This is a genomic window from Saccharopolyspora tripterygii (assembly GCF_054778355.1).
The window spans coordinates 210,044-235,171 of record NZ_BAAGZP010000027.1; the positions used below are offsets into that span (position 1 = coordinate 210,044).

Below are 25,128 nucleotides of genomic sequence, written 5' to 3' on the forward strand. Positions count from 1 at the left end.
CGATCGCCGGGCAAACCGCGGTACCCCTGGACGGCAGACGGGCTTCGGACGCGAGACACAATCCCTTAACGTCCGAACCACGACGACCAGTCCCGGGGGAATCCATGACAAGTCCCGACGAGCCGGAAAACGCCAGCTCCCACCATAGCTCGGCGGAGCAGCTGCTGGGGACGGTCGGTGTGCGCAAGCGCGGCGTGGACGCCTCCGAGTCGCGTTCGGCGAACCGGCTGTGGTGGGACGCCGACGCCGACGACTACCAGGCCGAGCACGGCGGTTTCCTGGGCGATGACGACTTCGTGTGGTGCCCTGAGGGCCTGCGCGAGGAGAACGCCGGCCTGCTCGGCGACGTGCGCGGGAAGAAGGTCCTGGAGGTCGGCTGCGGTGCGGCGTCGTGCGCGCGCTGGCTGGTCCGGCAGGGTGCCGAGGCGGTCGGCCTGGACATCTCGGGCGGGATGCTGCAGCACGCGAGGGACGCCTCCCGGCGCAGCGGCACGCCGGTTCCGCTGGTCCAGGCGAGCGCCGATCAGCTGCCCTTCGCCACCGGCAGCTTCGACCTGGCCTGCTCCGCGTTCGGCGGCATCCCGTTCGTGGCCGACGTGGGCGCGGCGTTCCGCGAGGTGGCCCGGGTCGTGCGACCCGGCGGGAGTTGGGTGTTCGCCGTCACGCATCCGATGCGGTGGGTGTTCCCGGACGATCCCGGACCGACCGGACTGACCGCCACGAACTCCTACTTCGACCGCACCCCCTACCTGGAGATCGACGGCGACGATCGCGCGACCTACGTCGAGCACCACCGCACGCTGGGCGACTTCGTGCGGGAGCTCGCGGGCGCCGGGATGCGGTTGACCGATCTGATCGAACCGGAGTGGCCGAGCGGGCACACTCAGATCTGGGGGCAGTGGAGCCCGCTCCGCGGCAGGCTGTTCCCCGGTACGGCGATCTTCGTCTGCACGCTCGATTGATGGCTGCACGGCTGGACCCCTCCAGCGGCGCGGCCGCGGAGCCGGGTGATCGGGTGACGGACGTCGTTCGACCAAGGTTCACGCCTGCGCTGCCGATGCGCGGGCCGCAGAGGTGAGGAGCCCGGGGTGGGGACCGCGCAGGATTTGATGATGGCCCAATTCGCGCGGTTCGCCGCCCTCGACCCGCAGCTGCCGCAGGACCAGTTCGTGCCTTCGGACGCGGAACCGGTCGCGGCGCGCACCCCCGACGGGCACGCAGTGGCCGGGCTGGTGACCCGCACGACGAACGCGGAGGGTTCGGCGCGCGGGCTGTGGCAGGCGAGCGAGGCGTTCGAGCTGTTCCCGATCGTCGGCGAGCACCCGCGCACCGGGATGGACTCGCTGCTGGACGCGTGGCGCGCGTGGCTGGGCGCGCGGGAGGACCCCGGGCCGAACTCGTCGGCGATGGTGGTCTGGCCGAGCCGGGACGTGCAGGCCACGAGGGCGTTGCTGGATCACGGGTTCCTGCCGCTGTCGGTGCTCGCGGTGCGATCACCCACCCCGGTCGCAGATACGGAACTATCTGGTACCGTAATAGTGCGTCGCGCCGGACCGGCCGACCTGGACGCCGTCGTCGAGCTCACGCTCGCCGAGCTCGAATACGCCGCCCTCGTCGGAACCGCCACGTACCGCTCCGATGCCGCGCAGCTGAAGCGGACCGCCGCTCGAGTGCGCCTGCACTCCGACGATCCGGTGTGGCTCGCGGAGCAGGACGGCACTCCCGTCGCGGTCGCGGAATGCGGCTGGATCGACACCGGCAAGCCCCCGCGGGCTTACCGGCTGCGCCCCGGATCGTGGGCGTACGTCAACTGCGTGTCCGTGCACGAGAAGGCGCGCGGGACCGGCGTCGGCCAACAGCTGATGGCGGTGGCGCACAACGAGTTCGTGCGCCGGGGAGCCGCAGGCAGCTTCCTGTACTACAACCCTCCCAACCCGCTCTCCTCGGTGTTCTGGCCCCGGCAGGGGTACCGGCCACTGTGGACGATGTGGGAGATGCGCCCCGCCACCGCGCTGCGCTGACCCCGACCAGGGTTCGCGCGGCAGGTTCCGAAGATCGAGGAGAAGGCGTGGAAATCGTCGCCACCGGCGTCGAAGTCATCGGCGCGCACGGGCCGCTGCTGGCCCCGACTTCGCTGCGCGTCACCGACGGGCAAACACTGCTGGTCACCGGCGAAGCCGGAACGGGCAAGACCGCGCTCGCGCTCGCCCTGTCCGGACGGCTCAAGCCCAGCAGCGGGAGCGTCCGGCTGGACGGCTCGGCGAGCACCGACGCGCTGCGGCGCGCCGTCGCGGTCGTCGACGCGCCGCAGATCACCGAACCCGACGACGCGCTTCAGGTCAAAAGCGTCGTCGCCGAAGGGCTTTCGCTCGCCCAGCGCCGATCGACCCGCCGCAGGGTCCGCGACTGGCTGGCCGAACGCGAACTGCCCGGCGACGTGCGCTTCGAGCACCTCACCGCGCACCAGCGCACCGCGCTGCTGATCGACCTCGCCTGCGAGTCCCGCACCACCCGCGCGCTGGTGCTGGACTGCCCCGACCGGCACGGCCACGACCCGCGGCACTGGTACGCCGCGGCCACCGCCCGCGCCGAGGCCGGCATGGCCGTCGTCGTCCTCTGCTCCACTCATTCCGCCGACGAGCTCGGCGCGCCCGCCGTCCGCATCGGCGCGGACGAGAACCAGACGTCCACTTCGGCCGGTTGATACCTGAAGGTCCGTGATGACTACTTTCCGGCTCGCCGCAACGGAATTGCGACGACTCACCTCGGGCAAGCTGCCCAAGCTCGCGCTGCTCGCGGTCACCCTGGTACCGCTGCTCTACGGCGCGATGTACATCTACGCCAACTGGGACCCCTACGGGAAGCTGGACTCGGTTCCCGCGGCGGTCGTCATCGACGACACCGGCGCCCAGAAGGACGACGGCCAGCCGCTCCGAGCCGGCGAGGACGTCTACGACGAGCTGCTGGACTCCGGCACCTTCTCCTGGACGCGCACCGACCTCAAGCACGCCCAGGAGGGCGTGGCCAACGGCGACTACACCTTCGCCCTCGTGGTCCCCCGTGACTTCTCCGGTGCTCTGGTCTCCCCCGCCGACTTCGAACCGCGGCAGGCCAAGCTGCAGCTGGTCACCAACGACGCGAACAACTACCTCGTGGGCACCATCGCCGACAAGCTGGCAGGCGAGGTCCGCAAGGGCGTGGCGGCCAACGCCGGGTCGACCGCCGCCGAGCAGTTCCTGCTGGGCTTCTCCACGGTCCACGACAAGACCGTCGAAGCCGCCAACGGCGCGGGCCGGCTCGCCGACGGTGCCGGACGGCTGCGCGACGGGCTCGGCCAGGCCGAGCAGGGCGGCGCTCAGCTGTCCGACGGCGCGCACCAGCTGCTGTCCGGGCAGCAGCAGCTGGCCTCCGGAGCCGACCGGCTCGCCGACGGAACCGGGCAGCTGCACACCGGCCTGCAGGCACTGCAGTCCTCCACCGCCCAGCTGCCCGAGCAGACCGCGAAACTGGCCGACGGCGCCGAGAAGGTCGCCCAGGGCAACGAGCAGCTCGCGCAGAAGGCCGACGTCGTCGGCAACGCCGCCCAGAGCGTCGTCGACAACCTTGAGCAGACCAAGGCGAAAACCGCCGCGCAGCTGCGCCAAGCCGGCGTCGACGAGGCCACCGTGCAGCGGATCGTCGACGGGCTGGACCAGCTGGGCAGCCCGGCCACCGACGCCAACGACAAGCTGCAGACGCAGGTCGGGCAGATCAACATGCTCTCCGACGGCGCCCGCCAGGTCGCCGACGGCAACCGCGCGCTGGCCAACGCCACCCCGCAGCTGAGCAGCGGAATCCAGCAGCTCACCAGCGGCGCCGGGCAGGTCGACGACGGCGCGGTGCAGCTGCGCGACGGCCAGCAGCAGGCGCTGTCGGGCACCAGCAGGCTCGCCGACGGCGCCGACCAGCTCGTCGGCGGCGCCAAGCAGCTGCACGACGGCTCCGGCCAGCTCGCCGACGGCTCGAACACGCTGGCCGGCGAGCTCGGCAAGGGCGCGGGCGACATCCCCAACCCGGACGACAAGACCCGGCAGGCCACCGCCGACACCATCGGCGACCCGGTCGCCGTCGACACCCAGGCGCAGGTCAAGGCCGACACCTACGGCGCCGGGCTGGCGCCCTACTTCATGGGGCTGGCCCTGTGGGTCGGCGGGTTCGTGCTGTTCCTGCTGATGCGGCCGATGTCCAACCGCGCGCTCGCCGCCGGTGTCGCCCCGTGGCGGGTCGCGCTGGGCGGCTGGCTGCCCGCCGCGCTGGTGGGGCTGGTGCAGGCGGTCCTGCTGCACGTCGTGGTCGTGTTCGCCATCGGCGTGCACCCGGCGCACCCCTGGTCGACGCTCGGATTCCTGATCCTGACCTCGTTCGCCTTCACCGCGGTGGTGCACTCGCTGAACGCGGCCTTCGGCCCGAAGGGCAAGTTCATCGCGCTGGTGATCCTGGTCCTGCAGCTGGTCACGGCGGGCGGCACGTTCCCGTGGCAGACCATCCCCGAACCGCTGCACCCGCTGCACCAGGTGCTCCCGCTGGGCTACGTGGTGACCGGCTTGCGCCACCTCATCTACGGCGGCGCGGAAGGCTCGGTCGTGCAGGCGGTGGCCGTCCTGGTCTGCTACCTCGTCGCGGCTCTGCTGCTCACCACGATCGCGGCCTGGCGCCAGCGGGTCTGGACGCCGAGCCGGCTCAAGCCGGAACTGTCCCTGTAGCAGAACGACGAACGCCCCGGAGCCGCGAAGCTCCGGGGCGTTCTCGCGTTCGGCGTAGAGACGGTCACTCGTCGTCGTAGCGGGCGATCTCGATGAGGTTGCCGTCGGGATCGCGCAGGTACATCGAGGTGATCGGGCCCTGGGAGCCGGTGCGGCCGACCGGGCCCTCCTCGATGCGGATCTCGTTACCTCGCAGGTGCTCCTGCACGTCGGCCAGAGCCTGGCTGGTGATGAAGCACAGGTTCGCCGAGCCCGGGACCGGGTGCGTGGCGGTCGGTTCGACCAGCTCGGACGCCGCGTGCAGCTTGATGGTCTGCTGACCGAAGCGCACGGCTCGCCGCCCACCGGGGAACTCCACCGGCTCCATGCCGAGGACGTTCCGGTAGAACTCGACCGCCGTGTCCACATCGGCGACGGTGAGGACCAGGTGGTCGACTCGGTCGATGCTGATCATGCTCCTCCTCGGGGTCGGCGCGGTTCGCGTTCGGGGTGCACCGCGCCCTGGTGACGCCCCGCCGGCCACAACGCCGCAGCAGCCGATCCCGGCCGGAGCGTGTAGCGCAGGTTATCCGCACCGGTGTTCGGCACCCGCTCTCGGGGCCCACCGGCGGTGATGTCCGCCATTGCACAACACCCCGACCGCCGGGCAACCCCGAAATGAACGTTCCGTGATCGAGTCGAAATCACCTTCGATCAGTGCGCGGCGGAATCCCACGACCGGCCGAAGCCCACCGAGACCTCCAGCGGCACGTCCAGCGGGTACGCCGAGCCCATCTGCTCGCGGACCAGCTTCTCCACCACGTCCCGCTCGCCGTCGGCGACCTCGATGATCAGTTCGTCGTGCACCTGCAGCAGGGTCCGCGAGCGCAGCCCTTCTGAGGAGATCGCGGAGTGCACGCCGAGCATGGCGACCTTGATGATGTCGGCCGCGCTGCCCTGGATCGGGGCGTTGAGCGCCATGCGCTCGGCCATCTCGCGGCGCTGGCGGTTGTCGCTGAGCAGGTCCGGCAGGTAGCGGCGGCGACCCATGATCGTCGAGGTGTAGCCGTCCTTGCGGGCCTGGTCGACGACCTCGCGCAGGTAGTCGCGCACCCGGCCGAAGCGGGCGAAGTAGGCGTCCATCTGCGCCTTGGCGTCCTCGGCGGAGATGCGCAGCTGCTGCGCCAGCCCGTAGGCCGACAGCCCGTAGGCCAAGCCGTAGGACATCGCCTTGACCCGCCGGCGCAGCTCCTGGTCGACCTCGCCGATCGGCACGTCGAAGGCCTGCGAGGCCACGTAGTTGTGCAGGTCCTCACCGGTGTTGAACGCCTCGATGAGCCCCTCGTCGCCGGACAGGTGCGCCATGATGCGCATCTCGATCTGGCTGTAGTCGGCGGTCATCAGCTCGGTGTACTCACCGCCGACGACGAACACCTCGCGGATGCGGCGGCCCTCTTCGGTGCGGATCGGGATGTTCTGCAGGTTCGGTTCGGTCGACGACAACCGGCCGGTGGCGGCGATCGTCTGGTTGAAGGTGGTGTGGATCCGGCCGTCGTCCGCGATGGACTTCGCCAGACCCTCCACTGTGGTCTTGAGCCGGGTGGCGTCGCGGTGTTCCAGCATGTGCTGCAGGAACGGGTGCTCGGTCTTCTCGAACAGCGTCTGCAGCGCCTCGGCGTCGGTGGTGTAACCGGTCTTGGTGCGCTTGGTCTTCGGCATGTTCAGCTCGTCGAACAGCACCACCTGCAGCTGCTTCGGCGAACCGAGGTTGATTTCCTTGCCGATGACGGCGTAGGCCTCCTGCGCGGCCTGCTTGACCCGCGCCGCGAAGCGCTCGCCCAGCTCGGCGAGCTGCTCGGCGTCCACCGCGATGCCCGCGCCTTCGAGCTCGGCGAGCACCAGCAGCAGCGGCAGTTCGAGGTCGGTGAGCAGCGTCGTGCTGTCGATGCCGGCCAGCTCGGTGTCCAGCGCGTCCGCGAGCTCGGCGACGGCACGAGCCCGCAGCAGCTCGCCCGCGGCGGCCTTCTCCTTGCTCTCCGCCTCGTCCTCCAGCAGCGACAGCTGGCCGTCGTCGGCACCGCTGTCGGCGCGCAGCTCGCGCTGCAGGTAGCGCACGACCAGGTCGGGCAGCTCGAACGAGCGCTGACCGGGGCGCACCAGGTAGGCGGCCAGCGCGGTGTCGCTGGTGAGCCCGGCGAGGGTCCAGCCGCGGTCGCGGACGGCGTGCAGCGGGCCCTTCACGTCGTGGGCGGCCTTGGGCAGCGCCGCGTCGGCCAGCCAGGAGGCCAGCGCCTGCTCGTCCTCACCGGTCAGGGAGGTGACATCGACGAACGCGCCCGCCCCGTCGGCGGTGGCCAGCGCGAGACCGGTCAGGTCGCCGTGACCGCGCGCCCAGGTGCCGGTGAACGACAGACCGACGCGGTTGCCGCCGCGCGCGTGCTCGCCGAGCCAGGACGCCAGCTCGCCGGGCTGGACGACGCCGCCGGTGATCTCGAAGCCCTCTTCGACCTCGGGTTCGGCGCTGGAGAGCGTGGCGAACAGGCGGTCGCGCAGCACCCGGAACTCCAGGTCGTCGAACAGCCGGTGCACCGCGTCGCGGTCCCAGGCGCGGACCTCCAGCTCGTCCGGCCCGGCCTCCAGCTCGACGTCGCGGACCAGCTCGGTGAGCTGCCGGTTGAGCAGCACCGAGGACAGGTGCTCGCGCAGGTTGTCGCCCGCCTTGCCCTTGACCTCGTCGACCCGGTCCACGAGACCGGCGAGCGAGCCGTACTGCTGGATCCACTTGGTGACGGTCTTCTCCCCCACCCCCGGGATCTTGGGCAGGTTGTCCGACGGGTCGCCGCGCAACGCCGCGAAGTCGGGGTACTGCTCGGGCGTGAGCCCGTACTTGGCCTCCACGGCCTCGGGCGTGAACCGGGTCAGCTCGGAGACGCCCTTGGTCGGGTACAGCACGGTGACGGCGTCGGTGACCAGCTGCAGCGCGTCGCGGTCGCCGGTGCAGATGGCGACCTTGAAGCCGCCGCCGGTGGCCTGGGTGGTCAGCGTGGCGATGACGTCGTCGGCCTCGTAGTTGTCCTTGCTCAGCACCGGGATGTTCAGCGCACCCAGGATGTCCTGGATGAGGCTGACCTGGCCCTTGAACTCGTCGGGGCTGGCGCTGCGGTTGGCCTTGTACTCGGTGAAGGTCTCGCTGCGGAAGGTCTTGCGGGACACGTCGAAGGCGACCGCGAGGTGGGTGGGCTGCTCATCGCGCAGCAGGTTGATCAGCATCGAGGTGAACCCGTACACCGCGTTGGTGTGCTGCCCCGTCGCCGTCTGGAAGTTCTCCTTCGGCAGGGCGTAGAAAGCGCGGTAGGCCATCGAGTGGCCATCGATCAACAGCAGGCGTCGGTCCTCGGAATGCGTCACGGCCGCGAGTTTAGGCTGAAGCTCTGACAGCCAGTACCGCAGGCGACGGGGAGGACCGACGGTGCCCGATTCCACCCATGACGAGGCCGTGACCAGCGAGTTCGCGGAGTTGATCAAGACGGTGAACTCCGGCGAGCAACAGCTCAGCTCCCGGATGGGCATCGAGATCGTCGAATACACGCCCGATCGAGTGGTCGCGACCATGCCGGTGGCGGGCAACCGCCAGCCCTACGGCCTGCTGCACGGGGGCGCCAATGCGGTGCTCGCCGAGCAGGTCGGCTCGATCGCGGCCGCGCTGGGTGCAGGCCCCGACCGCATCGCGCTGGGCCTGGAGCTGATCTGCACCCACCACCGCCCGGCCACCGAGGGCCTGGTCACCGCGGTGAGCTCGCGGCTGCACCAGGGGCGCACGACCGCGACCTACGACGTGGAGATCACCGACGAGCAGGGGCGCCGCACCTGCTCGGCCCGCCTCACCTGTTCGATCCGCGACAAGGCGTGAAAAAGCGGGGTGCCCGTGAGCACCCCGCCTTCGTCCACGTCGGTCAGGACAGGTTCTCCAGAACCGCCTGGGCGACCGCCTTCATCGTGGTGCGGCGATCCATCGCGGTTCGCTGCAGCCAGCGGAAGGACTCGGGTTCGGAGAGGTTGTGCTTGCTCATGAGCAGGCCCTTGGCCTTCTCGATGGTCTTGCGCGCCTCAAGCCGCTCGTTGAGATCGTTGACCTCGGACTCCAGCGCCTGCACCTCGGTGAACCGGGACACCGCCAGCTCGATGGCCGGCACCAGGTCGCGCTTGGCGAAGGGCTTGACCAGGTAGGCCATGGCCCCGGCGTCGCGCGCCCGCTCCACCAGATCGCGCTGGCTGAAGGCGGTCAGGATGACCACCGGCGCGATCCGGTCCCCAGCGATGTTGGAAGCGGCCTCGATGCCGTCCATCTTCGGCATCTTGATGTCCAGGATCACCAGATCGGGTCGGAGTTCCTCGGCGAGCCGAACGGCTTCCTGTCCGTCACCAGCCTCGCCGACGACCTGGTAGCCCTCTTCTCGGAGCATCTCCACCAGGTCAAGCCTGATCAACGCCTCGTCCTCGGCCACGAGTACGCGACGTTCGACGGGCTTGGCCTCGCGTGTGTCCTCGGCAGCCGGCGTCGTCACCGGGATCCTCCAGTAGAACTCGGGTCCGCCGATGCGGTTTGCATCGGAAACCGCAGCTTACCGGTAGTGACTTGACGCCGAGGTTACGAGGCGGCGTGACCATTGCGACATCCCCGCACTCACGCCTTCGAGGCCTTGCGGCGCACGAACACGAGGTAGATCAGCAGGATCGCGGCGACGCTGATGAGGCTCAGCACGAGCTGCGACCGGATGTCCGGGACGAAGGCCATGGTGATGATCACGGTGGCGATCAGCGCGAGCGTGATCCACGTGAGGTACGGGAACAGCCACATCTTCAGCTTCAGCGACTCCGGCGCTTCGAGCTCCAGGCGGCGGCGCATCCGCAGTTGCGAGAGCGCGATCATGCCGTAGATGAACAGCGCCACCGCCCCGGCGCTGTTGATGATGAAGTAGAAGATCGTGTCCGGAGCGACGTAGCTCGCCGCGACGGCGACGTAACCGACCAGTGTGGACAGCAGGATCGCCTTCCACGGCACGCCGCGACCGTTGAGGTCGCGCACCCACGAGGGGGCGAACGAACGCCGCTGCAGGGCGAACAGCATCCGGGAAGCCGTGTAGAGGCCGGAGTTGAGCACGGAGATCACCGCGGTGAACACCACGACGTCCACGACCACCTCGGCGGCCGGGAGCCCGAACCGGGTGAACGCCGCCGCGTACGGACTCCCCTCGGTCGGGATCTGGTCCCACGGCGTGATCATCACCAGCAGCGCCACGGATCCCACGTAGAACATCAGCACCCGCCACACCACGGCCTTGGTCGCCTTGGCCACCGAGCGCTCCGGCTCGTCGGACTCCGCGGAGACGATGGTGACGATCTCGGTTCCGAAGTAGGAGAAGATCACGATCACCACGCCGTGCAGGACGGAGAAGCCGCCGTGCGCGAAGAAGCCGTCCTTGCCGATGTTGCTCACCGACATCTCGGCCCCGGGCCACAGCCCGAACACGAACAAGGCCCCGCACACCAGGAAGATCACGATCGTGATGACCTTGATGGAGGCCAGCCAGAACTCGGTCTCGCCGAACGAGCGCACCGACACGAGGTTGGTGCCCGTCAGCACCATCATGAGCACCAGCGAGATCACCCACTGCGGCACCATCGGGAGCAGCGGGTTGATCAGCTCCGCCCCGGCGACGGCCTCGAAGGCCACCACGCCGACCCAGTAGTACCAGTACAGCCAGCCGAGGGTGAATCCCGCCCACTCCCCCAGCGACGTCCGCGCGTACTCCATGAAGGAGCCCAAAGTGGGTGCCGCGGTGGCCATCTCGCCGAGCATCCGCATGACCAGGACGACGATCAGGCCGCCGATCGCGTAGGACACCACGGCTGCCGGCCCGACGGTCGAGATCACCGCACCGCTGCCGATGAACAGGCTCGCCCCGATGATCCCGCCGAGCGCGATCATCTGCAGATGCCGGTTCTTCAGGCTCTGCCGCAGCCCCGACGGCGTCGGCTCCACCTGAGTTCTCTCATCGACCAACACGGCCTCCGCGCGTTCGACCAGCCACACACTGCACGACCCCGCGAACCTAAACCCCCGTGATCGCGATCACCAGACCCCAGAGCCAACAGATCCCGATCAACCAAAGGCAACCCCCTGACCAGCCACGACCCGCCGAAGACCCTCCCCGGAAGCCCCTGATCGGCCGTCCCGTATGCTGACGACAAGACCAGCCCCCGTAGCCCAACGGCAGAGGCAGCGGACTCAAAATCCGTCCAGTGTGCGTTCGAATCGCACCGGGGGCACCAGCCTTCACCAGGCAAAACAAGCGAATATGTGGATCATGGAAATGATCCTGGGTGCGGCCTTGGGTGCGAGTACACTCAAGGTCATGAGTCGTTCGCACCCCGATGAACGTCAGCGCGGCCGCATCGAGGAGCGCGGCAAGACGCTCCGGGTAGTCGTCTTCGCCGGCAACGATCCCGTGACCGGGCGCCGCACTTACCTCCGCGAGACGATCAACGGCACGGACAAGGCCGCTTACAAGCGCGCCGAGAAGGCACTCACCAAGCTGCTGGCACAGGTCGACAGCCAGCGCTCCACCCCGTCAACGGTGAGCCTGTCCTTCGCGCTGGACGAGTGGATGCGCACCGGCGAGATCGAGGACAGCACACGGCACACCTACAGCGGCTACATCGACCGCTCGATCAAGCCGGCCCTCGGCGAGACTGCGGTGAACAAGCTTTCCGCGAGGATGCTCGAGGGCTTCTACACCGAACTCCGACGCTGCCGCGCTCGCTGCGACGGCAAGCCCTACATCGAGAAGCACAAGAAGCCCGGCGAGCACGACTGCGTCGCCGAGGAATGCCGCCCACACGCGTGCAAACCGATGGCCGCGTCAACGGTCCGCCAGATCCACGCGATCATCAGCGGCACCCTCGACGCCGCCGAACGCTGGGACTGGATCAGCTCCAACCCAGCCCGCGTCGCACGGAAACCGCGCCAGAAACGCCCGGAGCCTGACCCGCCCACTCCCGCCGAGGCAGCGCGACTGTCCGAGGAAGCGTTCCGGATGGACGAAGACTGGGGCACGCTCATCTGGCTCGTCATGACCACCGGCATGCGCCGCGGAGAACTGGTCGGCCTGCGCTTCTCCCGAGTCGACCTCGACGAGGAAGTCATCGACCTCCGCCGCAACTGGGTCCGCGGCAAGGAGAAGGACACCAAGACCCATCAGAACCGCCGCATCGCCCTCGACTCGGAAACCGTCACCTTGCTCCGCGAACACCGCGACCGCGTCGCCGACCGAGTCCGGGACCTAGGCGCCAAGTTCACCGACGACCTCTACGTGTTCGCCGGCACCCAACACCCCGACCACACCCAGCCCTATTCCCCCAACGCCATAACCCAGCGCTACAAAGACATGGCCGACCGGCTGGACATCAAAACCCACCTCCACGCTCTACGCCACTACTCCGCCACCGAACTCCTCACCGCAGGCATCGACCTCCCCACGGTCTCGGGCCGCCTCGGCCACGGCGGAGGCGGCGCCACCACACTCCGCGTCTATGCGGCATGGGTCGCAGCATCTGACCGCAAAGCAGCCGAGATCTTGGGGAGCCGCATGCCGAGGAGGAACCGGCCATAGGGCACTGCCGGTGCCACAATTTCACATTGCAAGGATAAATTCCTCGGACTCCTACACGCAGTCGCGACATTCCGCACCGACACGCACTTACAACGGAATGCCCATTGTTCACCTTAGGCGCCCTTTAATCAAAGAACTTCAATTGCTCACCACCAAATTCCTCCGGGGGCGTGAGCATTGATTTCAAAGTGCCTCTATCTTCAGATGTAAGATCTTGCAATGTTTGGACTGCGGCCGTCAGTATCTCTCCAAGAGAGGGCTTGCTCTTAGTCGCGCCAATGGCAGTGCTCTCTAAAAAGTCGATATTCAGACTCGCACGCGACGACAATGGCGCTTGCGCGTGCTCCACTCGAGCACGCGGGGAAAACCTATTAGCAAGTTCCGGCAATCGCCTGTCGCGGATCACGTTCTTCGAGTCAAAAGATAGACTGTCTTTCCGATCAACTAGACGGAGCGAACTCAGCACTACTTCTTGCGCACGTTGGATAAGCGTGGCGACGGGAACCCCTTCACTCCTTTCCGATCTATGCTTCTTGATACTTTCAGCCTGTTCGGCGATATAAGCAGTGAAGTCCCTCCCCCTAAGCGCAAGCAGATTGTTTTCGGTTCGCCATGCGAAGGGCACGTCAGGCTCATCCAATGCTGGCTGCTCGTCAGCTATAACCATGCATGCCCTTGCCCAGAGAACATCCATATTTGCCTGAATTATTCGGCCCAAATTGTCTTCGCCTTCGTCAATGCGAAGTCTGGCCAACTGCCCGACAGTGACTTTCCTGCCGACGCGGCGCCAGAATTCCAAATCTTCTATACTCTCAAACTTTAGAAGAAATTCAAGCGCCTCATCGCTGAGTTCACCCGAGAGGTCGGACGCGCCAGGAAACTCCTTTGTCGTACCTCCACTCCCCAGCCAAACGGCATGCAAGAATCGGATAAGACGCGACGACTGTCGGCTATCCAGAAATTGTGGAATGATATCCGTCGCAGTCCGCGTCTCCTGCTGAGAAAGCAGCTTCGCTCCTTTGAACCCGTGCGAAATGGCATCACTAACAGCAGTTGATCGGTCAAGATCTAAAAGGCCTCGCCCACCTTGGGTAACCGCATTTGAAGCAAGACCGACAACAGGGTCCTCTTCGCGCCCGCTGATAAACGATTCAAGAGCTTGGGAGTCTGTAACCAATGCTTGCCTCTCGAAGGCCGCATTTTCCAGCCTCCTAAGAGAACCTTCGCTACCGCGTGCGGGATCAAGACCAAAGATCAGCGGATTTTCCACGTCGATGTTCTTCAGTCCGTCAGCTAGATATTCAGCACTCTCAGCAAAACGCAGATACACATGGCGCTCACGGTTGTTATCGCGAGGCCACTGCAAGACCAGATCTGGTACGTAGGTGTGATTGAAGTATTCCGTGTTTCGGATCTGCGCACCGCGATCAAGTTTTTCAAGTTCTTGAATAACAACTTGCTTTACGCGCGTCACAGCTTCACGCGGGGAGTCCAACTCGAGAGCGGAAGTAATGGCCGCATAGAAACTTCCACGAAGAGGAGTGCTCACTTCTCCCCCTTGATATCGTGCGAACGGACGAGGGCGCGATGCTCGCGCGAAATAACCAGGCTCTCCTGACGATCACAAAGAACAATCAGCCAAAGTCGGGACGAGACTTCTTTGCAGTCCCCCCAACGAATGACCTCTTTGGCATCGTCCTCGCTATCAACCCCTAAGGCTCTGTGGCGATGCCTTATAACGGCATCAACTACCTCGCTTTCTGAACACAGGTTCTTCCAGCGAGAAGTTAGGAATGGATGCCACGTAATCCACATAAAGTTGTCGCATCGATCTGGGCGCGTCATGTACGCCCGATAGCACTTTGCGAGGTACTCCGAATACAATTCAGACTGATCCCCTGCAGTGGAGTAGTACTTTACCTCGGCAAGAAACTCTTGCTGGTGAAACTCACCTCCACGAAGGACTCCACCCAGATCATAAGAAAAACTGCCGTGGCCATTACTCCAGCTAAAAGTAAGCTTTGGAATTGCCCAACGGTCAGGATTCACCCAGTGGGCGTCGACTCTTGTGGTCGCCTCGAGCCACTCTTTGGCGCGCGCGGCCCCTTCTCGACCGATTTCATGCAGTCTCTCGCCGGACATACCATATAAGGTAGATGCATTTAAGCAGTACAAGTGGATGTTCGACCCGAAGATCACGCGTTTGGCGTAGCCAAAACTACCTCATAACCAGCCCGCGCAAGCTGGCAGTTTCCAGCAGAATGTCATACCGACACTTAGGGCAACGCCATTACCCCACCTGCCGCAGAAACGACGTGCGACGCAAAACAGCTCTAACCCAACTTGCTGGGGCGCCAAGGCTGCCTTGCGCCTATGCAAAGTCGCAGATCAGCGCCTAATGCTTCTCAACCGCCTCCCCCGTACGCTGCTGACGTGAGTGATGAGCGCGGAGCTTGGAAGACGTACGGGGAGCGGCTGGTCTATGACAACCGGTGGGTGCGGTTGGGGCTGGCTGACGTGGAGGCGCCGAACGGTGAGCGGTGGGAGTACCACGTCGTTCACCTGGCTCGGATCGCGATTGCTCTGATCGTGGACGAGCAGGACCGAGCGCTGATGCTGTGGCGCTACCGGTTCCCAACCCACCAGTGGGGTTACGAGCTGCTTGGTGGCTTGGTCGACGACGGTGACGACTCAGCTGGAACCGCCGCTCGCGAAGCCGCTGAGGAGAGCGGTTGGGAGCCAGTCGGCGAGGCTCAGCACCTGGTGACCTTCGAGCCTCTGCCTGGACAGGTCACCGCCCCGGTGGACGTCTACTTGTGGCGTGGGGCGAAGCACATCGGCGATCCGACCGACACGGAGGAAGTCGGCCAGGTCGAGTGGGTTCCGCTATCTCGGGTTACCGAGCTGGCGCAGCGGCAGGAGCTGCTCGGGTCGGGAACCCTGGTGGCGCTGCTGTACTTCCTCGCTTCACGCAACACCCTCGGTGGAACCGGGCAAGATCAGCCCGCTGAGACGGCGTAGGTGTCGATCTGACTTGATCTGAGAAGCAAGACGCCGCGCTTGCCTGGAGTGGTCAAGCGCGGCGTCGCGGTCTCCAGCCGCTGCAAACGCTAGCGCCAGGTCGACAAGCAGGCCTGTTCGCGCCCGCACGAACTGCGCTGGCACTCGAGGAAGCGCTTCAACGAGCTGGTCGATCGCCTCGGGTTCACCGAGCTTACTCAGAGCGTTGCCGCGCCAGCGGTCGAGGTGCGAGCCACCCAGGAAAAGGAACGGCAGCGCGGCATCGACCGACTCGGATGGCAACAACGCATCTGCCACGTCGAACGCCCGTAATGCACCGTCGCGGTCGCCAACTGCGGCCAGTCCCTCTCCGTGAGCCGCGGACAGCCACGCTCGCAGCAGCGGTGGTGCCGACGCCTCCGCGATCTCACGGGCGTACGCGAGCTGCTCGACCGCCGAGGCGGTCTCGCCGACGTCGATCAGGACGAACGCCTGCTCCGCCGCGGCGTGTGCCAGGAGAGCCGGAGCCATCGCCTCGCGGGCCGCTGATTTTGCGCGTTCGTAGTGCTCCCACGCCTGGCCGAGGGCGTTCCGGTCCAGTGCTTCCCAGCCCGCCAATGTGGACGCCTCGGTGAGCGCACCGGCGAGCCTTTCCCGTTGCCTGCCAATGGTGTTGTAGCTGAGCAGGCCTTCGACCTGCTTGATGGTGCTGCGGAGCTGGTCGAGCAGTGTGATTCCGCCGAAGCGGCGGTCGACGTGCCTCGCATCGTTGATCTGCCGCAGGAAGACCTCGACCGTGTCAGCATCCACGGTTTTCGCCATCGCCAGCCTCGACCGCAGCTCCGCAGCGTCGCAGTCCTCGATCTCTGGCGGAAAGCCGAGTTCTTCGTTGGTGCGGCCGTAGATGTCGCGGAACAGTCGCTGATAGGTCTCGCTGACGGCTTCGTGCCCGTTCTCCCAGCGGGAGAGCTTCGTCTTCAGGCTCGCCGCCGTCATCACCGGTACGCCGAGGGCATCGGCGCGATTGAGAAGCATGCGAACGACAGCCTCAGCCGAGTAGCCGAGCTGTTTGCGGACCGCCTGAAGTCGCTTCTCCTCCATCACCGCCCCCACCTTGAATAACGGTTCTGACCTGCGAAGTTAATTGCAGTTAATGGATTCGCGGTTAACCCGCGCCATCTGCAAAAACTTCTGCGGATGCCGTTTCTTGGTGGCATGCGCAGCACGAACGCAACCACCAGCCCGCCACTGCAGCGGGCCGTCGAGGACCAGAGCCGGCTACCCCGCCCGCTCGCCGTCACTGCCGGTTCCAGCGCGCAGTCGGGCGTTCATCTCGTCGAGTTGGCGGGTGATCTGGCCGAGCTGACGCTCGATGGCCGAGAGCCTGGAGGGCACGTCGTCCTCTTTGAACACCGGCTCGCCGGCCAGGGGCGGCTCACGCCCTTCCAGCACTGCCAACAGATGTTCCGGGTGCCAGCCGAGCGCGAGCGACAGCGCTTCCAAAGTTCGCGCGCTGCGGCGTCGGTGCACCGTGTTGCGCTGCAACTCGCGCACCGTCGCCTGCGACACGTGCGAGCGCCGCGACAGCTCCCGCTGACGCATGCCCAGCTCGCTCGTGCGCTGATTGATCGCGCGCGCGACCGCAGCCCAGTCTTCCGTCACGTATTCCTCCGCGCTCCGCCTCAGCGCCGAGATTAGCGCGCAATAGCGAATCCGAAAGACCGACCCGGCCCACAAATCGCCGGGTTTCGACCGATCCGCGCAATCGACCGCTGAAATTAGCGACATTGCGCGCTGAAACAATTCCTTTCTCTTCAATCGAAGGGCAAACCGCCATGAACACCAGCGCTGAAAACGCGCGGCCGACCTTCTACACGGTCCGTGAAGCCGCCCAGATCATGCGATGCAATCCCTCGACCCTCTACCGAGCCATCCGCGAAGGTGCGTTCCCCGCAGTTCGGGTCCGCACCCGCTACGTCGTCCCCGCCGCAGCGGTGGACAAACTCGCCAACGAGGCCAGCACCTCGGGCGGTTGCGTTGACGTCGCCCAGATGGCCGCCGAGCACCGCACCGCTCAGGAGATCGCTCGGCTGACGGGCGGTGCGCGATGAACCACCTCGACATCGAACGTCTCCAGCGCATCGCCGCACAGCTGGATCGCTTGCGGCACGTCCCGACCGACGTACTCGCCGAGGTCGTCGTGCGCGACGGCAGGTGCATGCAGATCACGACAGGCGAGGAACCGCCGGAAGCCAACGGCGCAAACCCCGATCGGCAGCTCGCGGCCGATCTGTGCTCGGGCTGCACCGTCCAGGACGCATGCCTGGAGCTCGACTTCCGTTTGCACGGCGGACGAACGCTCGGCGTGTGGGGAGCAATGTCCGATCAGGACCGACGAGTGCTCTACCCGAACTGGTTGGCGCATCGACAGCATGGACCAACTAGCAACGAGGAGGTGACCGGCGATGATGGTGCAACTGACACCCGTTGAAGTGCTGATCGGCCTGGGTATCGTCGTCGCCTTGTTCGCCATGTGGCGCGCGAGTGCGCGCGCTGCGCACCGAGCTTCCGAGGCGACGCGGGCTGGAGTCCGGCTGATGTCGCTCACCGGGCGGGTGCTGCTGACGGCGGCGGTCATCGTCGGGGTTCAGTGGATCGTAATAGTCAATCCCGGCAACACGATGCTCCTGCTCTCGGTGCTCGCGGTGCCGGCGCTGCTGGCGTCGTACACGCTCACTCGAGCTCTGACCGTCACCACGCTCGACGCTCCGCGGCGAAGGAGTCGGCGGCGATGATCGGGCAGGTTCCACCTCCGGCGAAGGGTGGGCGGCAGCTGCCGCCCACCCGGGCCGAGGCCGAGCACGTCGAACAGGTCCGCAAGCAGGTCGACCGCTTGTGCTGGACGGGCATCCTGCTCGGCCTGGCCTTCACGATGACCAACGTCCAGCAGTTCGCCGCCGCTGACTCGCCACCGTGGTCACTGGTGTGGTTGGCGGCGTGGCTGCTCGACCCGATGGTGTCGCTGGTGCTCTTGGCGATCCTGCGCGCCGAGCAGGTCACCGCGAGGTACGGCATCCGCACCGGTGGCTGGGTACGTGCCGCGAAGTGGTTCACGCTCGCGGCCACGTACGTCATGAACACCTGGGCCGCATACGCGGCCGGCGAAGCCGACTCGGTGGTTCTGCACTCGGTGCCTCCACTGGTCGTGTTCGTCGCAGCCGAGGCCGTGACCGATCTGCGGGACAAACTCAGCGAGGCCGTCCGAACAGCGTTCACGAACGCAGCGGCCGCCTCGCCCGACAGCGCTACCGAAAACCACGAGCGGTCGGTTCGCCCAGCAAAAGTCAAGCGACGGACGTCGTTCGAGGAGTACCTGGAGCGGGCGCGGAGCGCGTGGAGCTCAGACGTGACCGTGTCGCCCTCGTGGATTCGGGAGGCAACTGGCTGCTCGCGTGGACTCTCGTCGCGGTTGGCCGCCGCGCTTGCATCCGAAGTAGACGAAGGCGGTGATCCGCGATGAAGGAGCAGGGCGAGCCACTCCCGGCGCCACGGCCATCCAGCGAAGTGGAGTCCGCCATCTTCGACGCCGAGCTCGTGGACGATGCGCCGTCGGTCCCGAAGCTGACGCCATGGCAGCGGTTCATGAACTGGTGGCAGCGTTCACCACGCGTGCCTGCCGCACTGAAGTTGCGGAAGGCCGCCAAGCAGGCCCTCCTAGATTTCCTCCTGTTCGTCGTACGCCTCCCGTGGCGGTTCGTCAGCGTCGTGGGCCGCGGGACGGTCACCGCAGTGCGAACTTGGCGGCAGTGGGTCCGGGTTCACGACTACCGGGACGCCGCGGAGCAGTCCGAGAAGCTCGCGGACAAGTTCATCGAGATACGAGAGCTGACCCTGTTCCGGTGGAAGGTGACCGGTACAGCCGCGTTGGCTTCCGCCGCCGTCGTGGTGGTCGCATACGTCCTGTACGGCGCGCCAGCTCTGTGGGCGGCGGGTGGCGTGGTGGCCGCGACGTTGGCAGTCTTCGGACGCCGCAAGGAGGGATCACCGGGTCGGAAACCCGTGCTGTCCGGTCCCCGAAGTCTGACCTGGACGATGGATCCGCAGGTCCTCGTCGAAGCGTTCCGGGATGCCAAGCTGATCGGCAAGGACGAGTCCCTCCGCCTGGTCGAAAGGGCTGCGCACGACGGCTCGGGCTGGGCGGTCACCGTCGACCTGCCGGCGACGCGCAAGGCAGCAGACGTCATCAAGCACCGGGAGGCGCTCGCATCAGCGCTCGCGGTCGACGAGCTGCAGCTCATCATCGAACGGGTTCGAGGCCGCGGAGGGCACGCCGGTCGCGTCTTCCTGTGGGTCGCCGACGTCGACCCGTACGCAGGGCCTCCGATGCGATTTCCGCTCCTCGACGTCGAGCGGTGGGACGCGTGGCGAGCGATCCCGTTCGGGCGCGACGCTCGCAACCGCCGGGTCGACCTACAGCTTGTGTGGACATCGTTGCTGATCGGCGCGATTCCCCGGCAGGGCAAGACCTTCTCGACACGGCTACCCGCCGCAGGGCTGATCCTCGACCCGCACGCAAGGCTGTACGTCTTCGACGGCAAGGGAGGCAAGGACTGGGAAGCTGCGGAGGTCGTCGCGCACCGGTTCGTGTGCGGTGACGAGATCGAGCACGTCGAGGCCGTTCGCGATCACCTCGTGGAGCTGGTGGCCGAAGTCCAATCCCGCTACGCGCGGATGTCCAGGCTTGACGACGACATCTGCCCGGAATCGAAGATCACCCCTGCTATCTCCCGGGACGCCGACCTCGACATGCCGATCACGGGTGTGATCATCGACGAGGTGCAGGTTTACCTGGAGAACCCTGCCCGCGAAGACGTCGGCGGCAAGAAGAGCACGATCGGCGCCTACATCGCTGACCTGCTCACGTACCTCACGCGGAAAGGTCCGGCCGTTGGCATCGTGGTCATCCTCGCCACCCAGCGCCCCGACTCGACCACGATCCCGTCCCGGCTGCGCGCGGTGCTCGGTTCGCGATTCGCCTTGCGGGTCATGGACTGGCGTGATTCCAACATCGTGCTCGGCGAGCAGATGAACACCCGGGGTTTTGATGCCTCGACGCTGCTCCCGAGACACAAAGGGGTCGGCATCTTGCGACCGGACAGCGAAACCGGCGCGGACACCATCGCCACGTTGGTCCGCACGTTCTTCATGCCGAACCCGGAATGGCGAACCATCTGCGGCCGCGGAAGAGCTCTGCGCGAGGCAGCCGGAACGTTGACCGGCCATGCCGCTGGTGATGACCTGCAACGGGCAGTCGACCCAGCGGCAGTGGCCAAGGCACTCGGCAGCGGCTCCGAGATTCCGGGCGACCGCTCAGAACTGCCAGAGCCCCTGTCGTCGGTCGTCGACTACCTGGGAGACGACATCGACCGGCGCGATTTCGTACCGACGGCCGAGCTCATCGACGCACTCGACACTGAACCGACCTTGTTCGGCCGGCAGATGGGCGAGCTCGGCTGCCAACCAAGACGCGCCCGCGTCGCATCCGAAGACGGCACCGTGCGCCAGGTCCGCGGCTACTACACCGCGGACCTCCGGGAAGCAGTGGACGAGGCCCACACGGCCCAGGAGAAGGAAGGCGAATAGGCGTCCCATGACAACCGCGAACCCGTCCCAAACCTGACACCCACGTCCGCACCCGTCCCATGCGACAGGACACGACCAAGTAGCCGTTGACCAGGCAAGCCACTCAGCGGGACGGCTGGGACGGGTGTCCGCGCACCCGTCCCAGCTGTCCCTAACCCGGCCTCATGTCGACTTCACGAGCCTCACGACGGCAACCTGTCCCACGAGCGCTCTCTCAGCGTCCGTGCTTGGCGGATTCGACCTCGCCATCCTCGGTAGCAAGAGCTGGTACCTCACCCTGGCTTCGCAGGAGCTTCGCGACGCCCTCCAGCACTCCAGCCACCTGACCCAGGTCAATTTCATCCATACGTCCGGCAGCGACCTCGTACGCAACGTCGTCGAGCAGCCATTGGGTCTTCCGCAGCAGGACCGCCAGAGCCGCGACATCGCTGGTCACTGACTCACTCCCGTCTCGACCAACGCATGGGCTTCGCGGTTGCACTCCGCACAGGTGGGCCACAGCCATGCGAGCTCGGTTCCCCGAGCGACGGTCACGGAACGCCGACACAGCGCAGTGATGCTCTCCCCCACCGCATATGCGCCGGCGAGGCGGATGTCCGCCGTGGCATGGCGACCGCCGTCCGCAGGCACCCAGCGAAACGGATGCATCCTGACACCTCCAAGTTCCCCAGCTCGAACACCGTGCGCAGGGACCGGAGCCCGAGGGGTCGGTCACTTCCGGCCCCGGCCCCTGCCTTCGAGCCCGGCGACGCGCGAAAGCGCGGAGAACACGCCGCCAGGCCGAGGTGTGACCGCGAGTAGCTATCCCGATCACACTGAAATAAGCTTGTCAACTGAGCGATATAAGCGCCATGCCAGGGACACGACACAAGGACGTCTTGAGGACCACCCGCGCGCGGACGGGAGGGAAGACCGTGCGACCACCTCGCACATTGCTTGAGCAGAAGATCCGAGAGCGACGCCAGACGCTAGAGGAGTTCGCTGAATCAGCAGAGCGGTTCGCCCGCGATCACGGCGAGGCGGGCACGCTCGGTGTGCGCCACCTGCAGCGTCTCGTCTCCGGTCGAGGACCCAACGGGCGGCCACTCGGCCCCGTTCGGCCGGCCACAGCCCGGCTCCTCGAGAAGATGCTCGACGCGAAGATCGAAGAGCTGCTTTCGCCGGTGACGAGCCCGGCCGCGACCGACGAACCAGCAAACGAGCTACGTCAGATGCTGCACACCTCGCGGCAGGTCGACGACCAGGTACTCAACCTCCTGCGCGAGCAGCTTGCAACGATCCGTCGCTTTGATCGTCAGCTCGGCGCAGTCATGGCCCACGAGGAGGCTTGCCTGAAGGCCGCGCAGGTCAGCACGCTCCTCACTCACAGCCTTCCCGGTACCGTCCGCGAACAACTCGCCGCCCTGCTGTCCGAGCTGCACACCCTCGCGGGCTGGCAAGCCCTCGACCTCCGTAAGACCAACAGCTCGTGGCAGCACTACGAACAAGCCAAGCGAGCAGCCCGCGAGTCCAGACTCGAGTCCTACGAAATCCACACCGCAGCTGAGCAGGCATTCGTGCTGCTCGACATCGGCGAAACCAAAGCCGCGACAGAACTCCTCGAAGCAGCGCGCAACCGGAGCAAAGCCGGATCACCACCGGTGTTGAACTCGTGGCTCGCAGCCGCTCACGGGGAAGCACTCGCCGCCGACAACCAACCTGCCAACAGCCTCCGAGCCTTCGACACCGCTTCAAAGCTGCTGCCGACCGACAGCATCAACCTGGACGGCCCCTACGTAGCGCTCGACTCCGTACACCTGGGGCGCTGGCGAGGCCACGCCCTTGCCCGATTCGGAGCCCCTGAAGCGATCGAGACATTGACGTCAGCACTAAACGAGCTCGACCCGACCTTCGTCCGAGCCGAGACCTCGCTGCGCATCGACCTGGCAAGAGCCTTCGCGGCCGCCGATAACTACGAAGCGGTTAAACCTCAGGTCAGCATGGCCTCATCACTAGCTGAAAACATCGGCTCAGTCCGTCAACAACGCCGCATCGCGGCATTGGAGTGCGGATAACCGGACAATGTTGCTCCCGATGACCAGGTACGGGCCGGCCTGATCGATCCTCGCGCTGCACCTTGTCCACTGCTTCACGAACGCACACAGGAAGCTCCACGGAGCCATACGCCGTCAGCACTGTGCCGAACAACCGCCAGGCGACGGCACTGACGCCGAATCGGCATGCCCGACAACAAGCAGCGAGCCGCTAAGACCAAATAGCGCGCAATCAGCACCGGCATCCACAATCGGCTGCACAAGCGAGTGACTTCTATCGTTTGCGTCGCGCAGACGACCGTCAGCGCGTAGGTTGTTCCAGGCACTGAACCCGGGACCACGGGTGTACGTGCTGGTTCATAGGTGCTTAGAGAGGTTCATGAGTGACTTCGCAGTCGGGGCTGTTCTCGGAACACGCAGCCCAGTCGGAACAGCTTCACCTAGCGGGAAACCCCGATGCGGCCGCCCTGCGGTCCTCGCGGGCGCTGGGTTGGGGCGCGCTTCTGGCGCCGCGGAGGATCCTGCTGGGGGCCGATGTTCATCCGGTGGTTGAGATCGACACCCGAGCACACGCCATGCGAAAGCAGAACGATCAGCCTCCCATGCTGGACCGGGACACCCTGGCGATGTGGGAATGGCCGGAAGCCGGGCCGGTATGTGCGCCCGAGGTTGTCAAGATCGTCGGCATTCTAAGTCGAGGGCGATCATGGCGTCGCGCATTGTCAGGTGCTGCACGGCTACGAGGGTTCTGCAGCACTGCCGTCCTGGTGGACTCCCTCATGAGTGCAGAGGAGTCGGAGTGTTTGCTGGAATGCAAGCTGCGCGGCGTTGGCCTCGTACAGGTCGGAGAATCAGCCGAGATCCGTGTTGTGGAGCCCGCACAGCAGGGGCGGGCTCCACAATCACAACGCCGGACGCTGGATCGCTGGATCGAGGAACTGCTCTACCGAGATCTCATCGAGAATGGGGCTTTCGGCTGATCGATTTCCGCCAAGGCTCGGGACTGCCCACGGTCTCCCACGCCTTCAAGAAGGCTGGTACCGGCCAATCTCGGTACAGTGGGGCTTTTGCGAGCTCTTCGTGATAGAACGCCGCGCTCTTGCAACGCTCAATCCAACTGTTGCGCCGTGCCGCGGCTGTCAACCGAGGCTCGAACAGCTCGTCCCGGATGTCGAGCAGCCACTGAAACGAGTGGCAGAACGCAGCTTCGACCCGCGCATCGTAGTCGTCGATCGTGACGAAGTGGTCAAGCTGACGTCCGTAGCAGGTGTCGCACTCGCAGACCCAGTGGTGGGCCTGATCCGGCGTCAAGGGGATTGCACCGGCCACCTTGTCCGTCGTGACATAGGAAATGCAGTGCGGCACCAGAATCGACACAGGCCGCTCACCGCCACCACCCCCACCAGAGGCGACCGGGTATAGGTGTCGAAGCGCGGGCATCGTACCGACGGCGGCACACAATGCACCGAAACATAGTGCACCAAGAGCCGACACGTCGCTGCGCAGCAACATGATCGGAGTGCCAAGTTTCAGCAGCTTGAGCAAGTTCCGTAATGCCGCCTGCACACCGAGAGGGTCGTTGCGGTGCTCCAGGACGAGCGCGACCGGGACGTTGTGCGCCACGATCTCAGCACACAGCTTTTCCACATCGTCGCTGTTCTTAAGCCAGCTCAGATGGAGTGGTAGGCACGCGATGGCATCGTCACCGAGCCTGCGGGTTCGCTCCAGGATGCTCCGCAGACCAGTGACGTCTCCCTCTTCGACGTATCCAGAATCCGTGAGCACAGGCCCCTGGAGCCGCCGCTGCGAGGCGATCCACTCCTGGTCGAACGCCGCCTCGGCAAGATAGCGATTCCTCCCCTTGTACCGCTCGGCATCACAGAGGATCGGTCGGTCGAATCCGTAACCTTTGAGAGCCCGGCTGGCATGGAGAGCCCCGCCCCCGGAAAGCACGAGACCCGATCCCGCCCGCCCCCGCACAAGCTCTGAGGCAGCAGCTGCCTGATCGGCTCGGCATTGAACGAACAGCGTCCCCTGAAGGTCATCGTGCCAGCGAAA

The 25,128-nt window shown here is 66.0% G+C and carries 25 protein-coding genes and 1 tRNA gene; 15 read left to right on the forward strand and 11 right to left on the reverse strand.

Going from position 1 to position 25,128, the window contains the following annotated elements; genetic code table 11:
• Window positions 1–104 precede the first annotated feature (104 nt).
• From ACYVF3_RS20645 to ACYVF3_RS20660, 4 genes are all read left to right on the forward strand, one after another.
• Window positions 105–962 carry a class I SAM-dependent methyltransferase gene (locus ACYVF3_RS20645; protein WP_461155868.1) on the forward strand — a complete coding sequence of 286 codons (858 nt, stop codon included), beginning with the start codon at window positions 105–107 and terminating at the stop codon, window positions 960–962.
• A gap of 126 nt (window positions 963–1,088) precedes the next feature.
• Entirely contained in the window at window positions 1,089–2,021 is a 933-nt protein-coding gene (locus ACYVF3_RS20650; protein ID WP_461155869.1) for a GNAT family N-acetyltransferase, read from the forward strand.
• 47 nt (window positions 2,022–2,068) lie between these two features.
• Window positions 2,069–2,704, forward strand: coding sequence for an ATP-binding cassette domain-containing protein (locus tag ACYVF3_RS20655; protein WP_461155870.1), 636 nt, complete (start codon window positions 2,069–2,071; stop codon window positions 2,702–2,704).
• Window positions 2,705–2,720: 16 nt separating this feature from the next.
• Window positions 2,721–4,742, forward strand: coding sequence for a YhgE/Pip family protein (locus ACYVF3_RS20660; protein WP_461155871.1), 2,022 nt, complete (start codon window positions 2,721–2,723; stop codon window positions 4,740–4,742).
• 64 nt (window positions 4,743–4,806) lie between these two features.
• Here the strand turns inward: ACYVF3_RS20660 and ACYVF3_RS20665 are convergent, their stop codons facing one another.
• Both ACYVF3_RS20665 and polA read right to left on the reverse strand, forming a co-directional pair.
• A complete protein-coding gene (locus tag ACYVF3_RS20665) occupies window positions 4,807–5,196 on the reverse strand; it encodes a VOC family protein (protein ID WP_461155872.1) in 390 nt (129 codons plus the stop codon).
• A gap of 239 nt (window positions 5,197–5,435) precedes the next feature.
• Entirely contained in the window at window positions 5,436–8,081 is a 2,646-nt protein-coding gene (polA, locus tag ACYVF3_RS20670) for a DNA polymerase I (RefSeq protein WP_461156020.1), read from the reverse strand.
• A 136-nt stretch (window positions 8,082–8,217) separates the two neighbouring features.
• Here polA and ACYVF3_RS20675 point away from each other — a divergent pair, with 136 nt between their 5' ends.
• On the forward strand, window positions 8,218–8,631 hold the full coding sequence (locus ACYVF3_RS20675) for a PaaI family thioesterase (protein ID WP_461156021.1): 414 nt from the start codon (window positions 8,218–8,220) through the stop codon (window positions 8,629–8,631).
• Between the two features lie 43 nt (window positions 8,632–8,674).
• On the opposite strand, the gene ACYVF3_RS20680 is transcribed toward ACYVF3_RS20675, so the two are convergent.
• Together ACYVF3_RS20680 and ACYVF3_RS20685 are read right to left on the reverse strand one after the other, a co-directional pair.
• The gene (locus tag ACYVF3_RS20680) at window positions 8,675–9,286 is read right to left on the reverse strand and encodes an ANTAR domain-containing response regulator (RefSeq protein WP_145741733.1); all 612 of its coding nucleotides are present in this window, start codon (window positions 9,284–9,286) and stop codon (window positions 8,675–8,677) included.
• A gap of 119 nt (window positions 9,287–9,405) precedes the next feature.
• The gene (locus ACYVF3_RS20685) at window positions 9,406–10,710 is read right to left on the reverse strand and encodes an amino acid permease (RefSeq protein ID WP_461156022.1); all 1,305 of its coding nucleotides are present in this window, start codon (window positions 10,708–10,710) and stop codon (window positions 9,406–9,408) included.
• A 268-nt stretch (window positions 10,711–10,978) separates the two neighbouring features.
• Between ACYVF3_RS20685 and ACYVF3_RS20690 the strand changes: the two genes are divergently transcribed.
• Window positions 10,979–11,054 (forward strand) — tRNA-Leu (locus ACYVF3_RS20690).
• 83 nt (window positions 11,055–11,137) lie between these two features.
• The gene (locus ACYVF3_RS20695; protein WP_461155873.1) at window positions 11,138–12,394 is read left to right on the forward strand and encodes a site-specific integrase; all 1,257 of its coding nucleotides are present in this window, start codon (window positions 11,138–11,140) and stop codon (window positions 12,392–12,394) included.
• A 124-nt stretch (window positions 12,395–12,518) separates the two neighbouring features.
• Here the strand turns inward: ACYVF3_RS20695 and ACYVF3_RS20700 are convergent, their stop codons facing one another.
• Entirely contained in the window at window positions 12,519–13,943 is a 1,425-nt protein-coding gene (locus tag ACYVF3_RS20700) for a hypothetical protein (RefSeq protein WP_461155874.1), read from the reverse strand.
• Entirely contained in the window at window positions 13,940–14,536 is a 597-nt protein-coding gene (locus ACYVF3_RS20705) for a hypothetical protein (protein WP_461155875.1), read from the reverse strand. The genes ACYVF3_RS20700 and ACYVF3_RS20705 overlap by 4 nt, the downstream gene beginning before the upstream one ends.
• Window positions 14,537–14,827: 291 nt before the next feature.
• Between ACYVF3_RS20705 and ACYVF3_RS20710 the strand changes: the two genes are divergently transcribed.
• Window positions 14,828–15,415, forward strand: coding sequence for an NUDIX hydrolase (locus ACYVF3_RS20710; RefSeq protein ID WP_461155876.1), 588 nt, complete (start codon window positions 14,828–14,830; stop codon window positions 15,413–15,415).
• Here ACYVF3_RS20710 and ACYVF3_RS20715 read toward each other — a convergent pair.
• Together ACYVF3_RS20715 and ACYVF3_RS20720 are read right to left on the reverse strand one after the other, a co-directional pair.
• Entirely contained in the window at window positions 15,362–16,495 is a 1,134-nt protein-coding gene (locus tag ACYVF3_RS20715) for a tetratricopeptide repeat protein (RefSeq protein ID WP_461156023.1), read from the reverse strand. The genes ACYVF3_RS20710 and ACYVF3_RS20715 overlap by 54 nt on opposite strands.
• Window positions 16,496–16,672: 177 nt before the next feature.
• The gene (locus ACYVF3_RS20720; protein WP_461155877.1) at window positions 16,673–17,056 is read right to left on the reverse strand and encodes a helix-turn-helix domain-containing protein; all 384 of its coding nucleotides are present in this window, start codon (window positions 17,054–17,056) and stop codon (window positions 16,673–16,675) included.
• A 173-nt stretch (window positions 17,057–17,229) separates the two neighbouring features.
• On the opposite strand from ACYVF3_RS20720, the gene ACYVF3_RS20725 reads away from it, so the two are divergent.
• From ACYVF3_RS20725 to ACYVF3_RS20745, 5 genes are read left to right on the forward strand one after another with little or no spacing between them, the layout of a single operon-like run.
• A complete protein-coding gene (locus ACYVF3_RS20725; protein ID WP_461155878.1) occupies window positions 17,230–17,505 on the forward strand; it encodes a helix-turn-helix domain-containing protein in 276 nt (91 codons plus the stop codon).
• A complete protein-coding gene (locus tag ACYVF3_RS20730) occupies window positions 17,502–17,885 on the forward strand; it encodes a WhiB family transcriptional regulator (RefSeq protein WP_461155879.1) in 384 nt (127 codons plus the stop codon). The genes ACYVF3_RS20725 and ACYVF3_RS20730 overlap by 4 nt, the downstream gene beginning before the upstream one ends.
• Window positions 17,860–18,189 (forward strand): hypothetical protein, encoded by a 330-nt coding sequence (locus ACYVF3_RS20735; RefSeq protein WP_461155880.1) that lies wholly within the window; start codon window positions 17,860–17,862, stop codon window positions 18,187–18,189. Before ACYVF3_RS20730 ends, ACYVF3_RS20735 begins: the two co-directional genes overlap by 26 nt.
• A complete protein-coding gene (locus ACYVF3_RS20740) occupies window positions 18,186–18,914 on the forward strand; it encodes a hypothetical protein (protein WP_461155881.1) in 729 nt (242 codons plus the stop codon). The genes ACYVF3_RS20735 and ACYVF3_RS20740 overlap by 4 nt, the downstream gene beginning before the upstream one ends.
• On the forward strand, window positions 18,911–21,037 hold the full coding sequence (locus tag ACYVF3_RS20745) for a cell division protein FtsK (protein WP_461155882.1): 2,127 nt from the start codon (window positions 18,911–18,913) through the stop codon (window positions 21,035–21,037). Before ACYVF3_RS20740 ends, ACYVF3_RS20745 begins: the two co-directional genes overlap by 4 nt.
• Before the next feature lie 214 nt (window positions 21,038–21,251).
• Here the strand turns inward: ACYVF3_RS20745 and ACYVF3_RS20750 are convergent, their stop codons facing one another.
• Window positions 21,252–21,473, reverse strand: coding sequence for a hypothetical protein (locus tag ACYVF3_RS20750; RefSeq protein ID WP_406691851.1), 222 nt, complete (start codon window positions 21,471–21,473; stop codon window positions 21,252–21,254).
• Window positions 21,470–21,685 carry a zinc finger protein gene (locus ACYVF3_RS20755; RefSeq protein WP_406691852.1) on the reverse strand — a complete coding sequence of 72 codons (216 nt, stop codon included), beginning with the start codon at window positions 21,683–21,685 and terminating at the stop codon, window positions 21,470–21,472. The genes ACYVF3_RS20750 and ACYVF3_RS20755 overlap by 4 nt, the downstream gene beginning before the upstream one ends.
• Window positions 21,686–21,969: 284 nt before the next feature.
• Here ACYVF3_RS20755 and ACYVF3_RS20760 point away from each other — a divergent pair, with 284 nt between their 5' ends.
• Window positions 21,970–23,091 (forward strand): hypothetical protein, encoded by a 1,122-nt coding sequence (locus ACYVF3_RS20760; RefSeq protein ID WP_461155883.1) that lies wholly within the window; start codon window positions 21,970–21,972, stop codon window positions 23,089–23,091.
• 362 nt (window positions 23,092–23,453) lie between these two features.
• Window positions 23,454–24,050, forward strand: coding sequence for a hypothetical protein (locus ACYVF3_RS20765; RefSeq protein ID WP_406691854.1), 597 nt, complete (start codon window positions 23,454–23,456; stop codon window positions 24,048–24,050).
• Here the strand turns inward: ACYVF3_RS20765 and ACYVF3_RS20770 are convergent.
• Window positions 24,025–25,023 (reverse strand): hypothetical protein, encoded by a 999-nt coding sequence (locus tag ACYVF3_RS20770; protein ID WP_461155884.1) that lies wholly within the window; start codon window positions 25,021–25,023, stop codon window positions 24,025–24,027. The two genes, ACYVF3_RS20765 and ACYVF3_RS20770, sit on opposite strands and share 26 nt — an antisense overlap.
• Between the last annotated feature and the right edge of the window lie 105 nt (window positions 25,024–25,128).